The organism is Aeromonas veronii bv. veronii (assembly GCF_000820225.1).
Lineage (GTDB): Bacteria > Pseudomonadota > Gammaproteobacteria > Enterobacterales > Aeromonadaceae > Aeromonas > Aeromonas veronii.
Window position 1 is genome coordinate 34798 of sequence record NZ_CDDK01000026.1, and the last position, 6418, is coordinate 41215.

Sequence of the window (6418 nt, forward strand, 5' to 3'; positions counted from 1 at the left end):
ATAACCGGAACAGGTGGCAGGGGCGAATGAAAACAGCAGGGGTATTTGATGCACTGGTCAGCACCGGCGCCCGGCTGGAGGACGCCTGCTGGCTGGAACCCGGGCTTGGCGTCGCCAGTTGGCGCAACTGCTATGACCAGACCCGCTATCACAAGCCGGGCCACCACACCCTGAGCGTCTATCTGCAGGGGGGCGAGCAGACCGAGCGACTCGATGGGCCGGGTGGCCACGGCGGCACCGGCAAGGTGTGCATCATGCCGGATCACCACAGATCCGAGTGGTTGGTGCGCGAAGAGTTTCGCTTCTTTCATCTCTACTTCACCCCGGCTCACCTCACCCGTATCGCCGAGGAGGTGTGTGACAAGGAGGGGCGCCACCTGCAACTGGTGGACAAGACCTTTATCGACGATCCGCAGGCGGCTTCGCTGGTGCAGCGCCAGTTGATGCAACTGCAGTGGCAGCACGGGGTCGATCGGCTGGCGCTTTCCCACGGCGCCTGGATGTTGATCCTCCACGCCTACCGCCACCACACCGAGGAGGCTCCCGGTCTGCCGCCTCTACGCGGCGGGCTGGCGCCCGTGGTGATCAAGCGGGTGCAGGAGTATCTGCAGGCCCATCTGGCCGATTCGGTCACGCTGGCAGAGCTGGCCCAGCAGGCGGGGCTGAGCGAGTATCACTTTGCCCGCATGTTCGGCCAGAGTCTCGGCTGCCCGCCCCACCGCTATCTGCTTGGGCTGCGGCTCAAACGGGCCAAGCAGCTGTTGGCTGGCCCCGAGCCGCTGGCCAGTATCGCCAGTCAGTGTGGCTTCTCTTCCCAGGCCCATTTCGGCAATCGTTTTCGCGAGGCGTTTGGTTTGACGCCGGGGCAGTGGCGGGCGCAATTGTCATCTTCTCGTCACAGATAACCCTGAGACTTTAGGCAAAAGAGGTGTACTCTCTACCACTTATCCATTGAAAGGAATGCCCATTGAATTATCGCAAACGTCAAATCCGTACCCGTCATCTCTGGTTCAGCCACTGGAATGCCCCGCAAGATCGCACCGCTGTTGTTACCCCTCCCGAACCTGCAGTGCCTCACAGTTCACGTTGAAAAAGCCCCGCCTGCGATAGGATTTTTCCGGTAACTTTGCCACTATTGCCCCATCACAATGATGTGGACACGGCTGGATGTTTCTGGAACGTATTGAAGTCAAAGGTTTTCGCGGTATAAATCGCCTGTCGCTCGGGCTGGATCAGACAACAGTGCTGATCGGCGAGAATACCTGGGGTAAATCGAGCCTGCTGCGCGCCCTCTGGTGTCTGCTGGGGCAGGATGCCGAGCCCTATCAGTTCACCGCCGAGGATTTTCACCAACCGGAAGATCCCGAATTGGCCCCGGCGCGCCACCTGCAACTGGTGCTCACCTTCAGTGAGCACAGACCCCAGATGTGTCAGCACTCCCGTCGGTTGGCCCGTCTTTGCCCCTCCTGGGTGCTGCACAAGGACAAATTCCACCGCATTCATTATCGCGCCAGCGCCGAGCTGCAGGCGGATGGCTCTGTGCTCACCATTCACGACTTTCTCGACGGGGTAGGCAAGAGCCTGCCCATCGCCAACACCCACGAGCTGGTCTGCCTGCTCATCACCATGAACCCGGTGTTCCGGCTGCGGGACGCCCGTACCGCTCGCAACGGGGTGGAGACATTGCAGTGGGGAGATCTCTCCGAGCATCGCCTGAGCGAGCTGGCGGACAAGCTGATCGATGAACCCCAGCGCATCGGCGAGCCGGAGCTCAAAGAGGCGTTGCAGGCGGTGCGCCAGCTGATGGATCACTACTTCAACGCCCTGGCCCCCATCAAGAACAAACCGCGCAGCCAGCGTGACATCATCAATCGTCCCATGACGCTGCGTAATCCTGGCAACCTGCACACCCTGCTGCGCCATGCCGATAACCGCACCCTGCAACTGGCGATGGCCGGGATGGCGGCGACCCTGCTGCAAGCGCGGGGCAACCGGGAGCTGGAGGAGGGAGCCCGCCCCATCATGATCCTGGAGGACCCGGAGAGCCGGCTGCACCCAACCATGCTGGCGCTGGCGTGGGGGCTGCTGGAACAACTGCCGGGCCAGAAGCTGCTCACCACCAACTCGGGGGACTTGCTCTCCTCCCTGCCGCTCAATCAGGTGCGGCGGCTGGTGCGCCGTCAGCAGGATATCCTCTGTCACCAGCTGGGGGGCGAGCGTTACAGCAGCGACGATCTGCGCAAGATCGCCTTCCACGTGCGGATCAACCGCCCCATGTCGCTGTTTGCCCGTTGCTGGCTGCTGGTGGAGGGGGAGACCGAGATCTGGCTGCTCTCCGAGCTGGCGCAGATCTGCGGTTACAGTTTGCGGGCCGAGGGGGTGCGGATCATCGAGTTTGCCCAGTGCGGCCAGTCGCCGCTGATCAAGGTGGCGCGGGATTTTGGCATCGAGTGGCACCTGTTGACCGATGGCGACGAGGCGGGGCTCAAGTATGCCACCTCGGCCCGTGGCCAGCTCAAGGGCGAGCGGGAGCGGGACCGACTGACCCAGCTCCCTGCCGCCGACATCGAGCACTACCTCTATCACAACGGTTTTGAAGCTGTGTTTCGCCGCGAGGCCGGGGTGGGCGGGCGCGCCATGTGGAGCGCCAGTCACATCATCAACAAGGCGATCCATCACCGCAGCAAGCCGGGAATGGCGCTGGCGGTGGTGGAAGAGGCGGAGCGGCTCGGCGCCGAGCATATTCCGCCGGTGATCCGCCAGATGTTTGCCCGGGTGGTGGCGCTGGCCCGCGGTCAGGGCTAACGCCACCACCGCATCCCGTCACTATGGATATGGCTGCCAGCAGGGCGCCCTTCAAGGTGGGCCTTGCTGGCGGCAGATTGCCCCTGATTGTTTGCCCACGATTGTTTGTCGCGATTGGGGATAGCCCTCGGTTTGGGTATACTCGCCCCTCTCTGGCGCCCCGGTGGCGCACCTCGAATCTTTACTGCTGGAGGCGTCGTGTTCGTCCAACTCCCTTTTTGGCTCTTTCCCCTCACCGGCTTGATGGCGCTTGGCGCCCTGATCGCCCTCGGTATCGTGCTGTGGCTCGGTGATATCTGCCCTGGCCAGCGTTCGCGCATCAGTCAGCAGCTCTTCTCCATCTGGGTCATTACCGCGCTCTCTCTGATGCTGGCGGTCGAGGCCAAGGCGGCCAGCTGGCTCATCTGGAGTGGTGGGGCCGCACTGGTGCTCGGGGTTGGCTTGTCGCTGGCCCAGTCACGGCTGGAGGGCAAGCGCTCAGTCCCCTCGACACTGCTCTGGCTACCGGCGTTGCCGCTCGCTCTCTATGGCATCGGGCTGCTGCAACTGCAGGGCTGGGTGAGCGGTCTGCTGCAGATGGCGATGCTGGGGGCGGCCTTTGCCCACCTGATGCTGCTGCGGGCCCGTCATCGTCTCAAGGCATTCAACACCCTGTTGCCGCTGGCCGGTCTGGTGGGGGCGATGGCCAGCCTTGTCTGGCTGGCAGTGCTGGTGGGCTGGCAAGGGGATGAGGCCAATCTCGATGCCCTGATCCCGGCGGTGGTAACCCAGGCAGCGCTGCTGGTGGCCTCTCTGCTGCTCTGGTTCAGCCCACTCTACTTGCAGCGTGACACAGCGCCAGTGGTAGTCTCTACCTCCCTGTGTGGCCTGCTGATCGCCCAGATTGCCGCTACCAGTGTGTTGCACCAGCTGATCTGACACTGGCGCTGAAAAGAGAAAGCCCCGAGCCAACACTCGGGGCTTTTGCCTATCTGGCTTGCAGGTATCGCTGCTATCAATTCACAGCAATCGATCAATAGAAATCGTCGGCCCCGCAGATAAAGAGGCAACTGCTGCGTGGCTGGGCCAGATATTCGCGGGTCAATCCCTCCAGCGGCATGCCGAAGGTGCAGATATCCTGCGGCGAGGGGAGGGCGGTATCGAGGATCCGCCGCCAGTAGCCGCCGACCCCCTTGGGGGGGCTCGGCAGGTTGAAGGTGAGGGGCTCCCAGTAGGCGTTGAACAGCACATAGAGCGCCAGCTTGGTTTCGCTCGACAGCGCCGACATGGCGATGGCGTGGGAGTGGGGGCTGAAATCCGGTTGCCCGGCGTTGACCCCGTGCCAGCAGATCTCGCTGTGGCGCAGGATCTCGGTGAGTGACAGCGGCATGCTCTCCTGCTCCGGGCGCTGGAACAGGTGTTTGCGGTATTGGATCAGCTCCTTCATAAAGCGGAACATCTCCTGACTGCGGGCATTGGGCAGCCAGTTCATCCAGCAGGTGGCATTGTCCTGGCAGTAGCCGTTGTTGTTGCCCCGCTGGGTGCGCAGCAGCTCGTCTCCCATCAGCAGCATGGGGGAGCCCACCGAGAGCAGGGTCGCTACCATCATGTTTTTGGCCTGGCGCATCCGCAGGGCGTTGATCTGGGGATCTTCCGTCACCCCTTCGTGGCCGTGGTTCCAGCTGAAGTTATGATCGCAGCCGTCACGGTTCTCCTCCCCGTTGGCTTCGTTGTGCTTGCTGTTGTAACTGGCCCAGTCCCACAGGGTAAATCCGTCGTGGCAGGTAACGAAGTTGATACTCTTCTCGGGATCGGCGTGGTGATAGTGGTAGATGTCGGGGCTGCCGCACAGCCGCTCGACAAAGGCGGTGACGCTGTTGTCATCCCCGCGCAGAAAGCGGCGCACATCATCCCGGAACTGGCCGTTCCACTCACGCCAGCGGGCGCCGGCCAGTGACCCCACCTGATAGAGTCCCCCAGCATCCCAGGCTTCGGCAATCAGCTTGATGTCGGCGATGTTGGGGTCGGTATCTATGGTGCGCAAGGTAGGCGCATTGGCCTGCGGCTGACCCGATTCATCCCGCGACAGAATGGCAGCCAGATCAAACCGAAAGCCATCGACGTGCATCTCCTGACGCCAGAAGTGGAGGCTGTCCATGATCATCCGCAGCACCACTGGATGGGCGCCGTTGAAGGTGTTGCCGCAGCCCGAATAGTTGGTGTCCTTCTGGTTGTTGTCGAGGATGTAGTAGGCCTCGTTGTCGATGCCGCGACACGAGAAGGTGGGGCCATCATCACCCCCTTCGGCGGTGTGGTTGTAAACCACATCCAGGATCACCTCGATATTGGCCTTGTGCAGCGCCTTGACCATGTCGCGAAACTCGGTCAGCGGATCATCGCCGCAGGCGTATTGGGCGTGGGGGGCGAAAAAGGACATGGGGCTGTAACCCCAGTAGTTGGAGAGTCCTTTGGGCGCATCCTGAGGATCGAACTGGAACACCGGCAGCAGCTCGACGGCGGTGACACCGAGAGATTGCAGATAGGGGATCTTCTCAATCAGCCCTAGATAGGTGCCACGCAGCGCCGGATCGACCCCGGAGCTCGGGGACTTGGTAAAGCCCCCCAGATGCAGCTCGTAGATCACCGAGCGGGAGAGGGAGTGAGCGGGCAGTTTGTCTCCTTCCCAGTCGTAGTGGCGAGTATCGACCACCTTGTTCTTGGCGCAACAAGCCAGATTGCTACCTGGACGGGCCGCCGCCCATCGATCGTAATTGGCGCCAAGCTCGATGCTGCGGCCGTAAGGGTCGAGCAACACCTTCTCGGCATCGAAGCGGGTGCCGCCATATGGGCGCCACGGGCCCTGAATGCGATAGGCGTAACGTTGCCCGACCGAAATCCCCTCCACATGGATATGCCAGTAGTAGGCGGTGCGGTTGAGGCGCGGGGAGAGGGGGATCACCTCGGGGGTCGCATCGTCTGCGCTTGCGAAGAGCAGCAGTTCGACCCGGCTGGCGAGGCGTGCCCAGATCGCGAAGTTGACGCCGTTACTGTCGGGTGTGGCCCCCAACTGACGGCAGTGACCGGCGGAGATGCGCATATTCTACCTACCCAAAATGAGGAGTGTTCACCTTATTGAGTGTAGTGCCGGATGCCTGGCAAGGACTCGATTGCCTGAAAAAACAGCATGATGCTGCTAATGACCGCACTATTTGTCCGATTAATCTACGAATAAACTTTTTTTGAGATATTTACTTGCAATCTGTGCGCTGGCGCCTATTATTGGCGACCTCAGACGCGGGGTGGAGCAGCCCGGTAGCTCGTCGGGCTCATAACCCGAAGGTCGTCAGTTCAAATCTGGCCCCCGCAACCATCTGAGATCCTGACCAGTCAAACCGGTGTAACCGGTTGGTGGAAAAGGAGAAATCGAACTGGCTACTGCTCGGCCACTTCGAGAAAAATTCGGACGCGGGGTGGAGCAGCTCGGTAGCTCGTCGGGCTCATAACCCGAAGGTCGTCGGTTCAAATCCGGCCCCCGCAACCAACTCTTTCGTCAGCTTGCGATTGTGTAAACAGTCGAAAGCAGACAAACGCCACCAAGCTACTGCTCGGCTTGAGGGTGACAATTCGGACGCGG

4 protein-coding genes and 2 tRNA genes are annotated in these 6418 nt (G+C 61.6%); 5 read left to right on the forward strand and 1 reads right to left on the reverse strand.

Annotation, left to right across the window (positions count from 1 at the left end; all coding sequences use genetic code 11):
* The first annotated feature begins 26 nt into the window (after positions 1-26).
* The 3 genes from BN1139_RS11410 (at position 27) to BN1139_RS11420 (ending at position 3723) form a co-directional block, all read left to right on the forward strand.
* Entirely contained in the window at positions 27-905 is an 879-nt protein-coding gene (locus BN1139_RS11410; protein WP_005352438.1) for a helix-turn-helix domain-containing protein, read from the forward strand.
* A 262-nt stretch (positions 906-1167) separates the two neighbouring features.
* Positions 1168-2805 (forward strand): ATP-dependent endonuclease, encoded by a 1638-nt coding sequence (locus tag BN1139_RS11415; RefSeq protein ID WP_005352435.1) that lies wholly within the window; start codon positions 1168-1170, stop codon positions 2803-2805.
* A 198-nt stretch (positions 2806-3003) separates the two neighbouring features.
* Positions 3004-3723, forward strand: a complete 720-nt coding sequence (locus BN1139_RS11420) for a hypothetical protein (protein WP_005352432.1) — start codon at positions 3004-3006, stop codon at positions 3721-3723.
* 94 nt (positions 3724-3817) lie between these two features.
* On the opposite strand, the gene glgX is transcribed toward BN1139_RS11420, so the two are convergent.
* Positions 3818-5881: a glycogen debranching protein GlgX gene (gene glgX / locus BN1139_RS11425; RefSeq protein ID WP_005352430.1), complete on the reverse strand. Its 2064-nt coding sequence runs from the start codon at positions 5879-5881 to the stop codon at positions 3818-3820.
* A 196-nt stretch (positions 5882-6077) separates the two neighbouring features.
* Between glgX and BN1139_RS11430 the strand changes: the two genes are divergently transcribed.
* Positions 6078-6154: transfer RNA gene (locus tag BN1139_RS11430), tRNA-Met, on the forward strand.
* 94 nt (positions 6155-6248) lie between these two features.
* Positions 6249-6325, forward strand: a tRNA-Met gene (locus tag BN1139_RS11435).
* Positions 6326-6418 lie beyond the last annotated feature (93 nt).

Coding starts and splice junctions, on each gene's coding strand:
- BN1139_RS11410 (WP_005352438.1), top strand. CDS start 27: ATGAAAACAGCAGGGGTATTTGATGCACTGGTCAGCACCGGCGCCCGG.
- glgX (WP_005352430.1), bottom strand. CDS start 5,881: ATGCGCATCTCCGCCGGTCACTGCCGTCAGTTGGGGGCCACACCCGAC.
- BN1139_RS11415 (WP_005352435.1), top strand. CDS start 1,168: ATGTTTCTGGAACGTATTGAAGTCAAAGGTTTTCGCGGTATAAATCGC.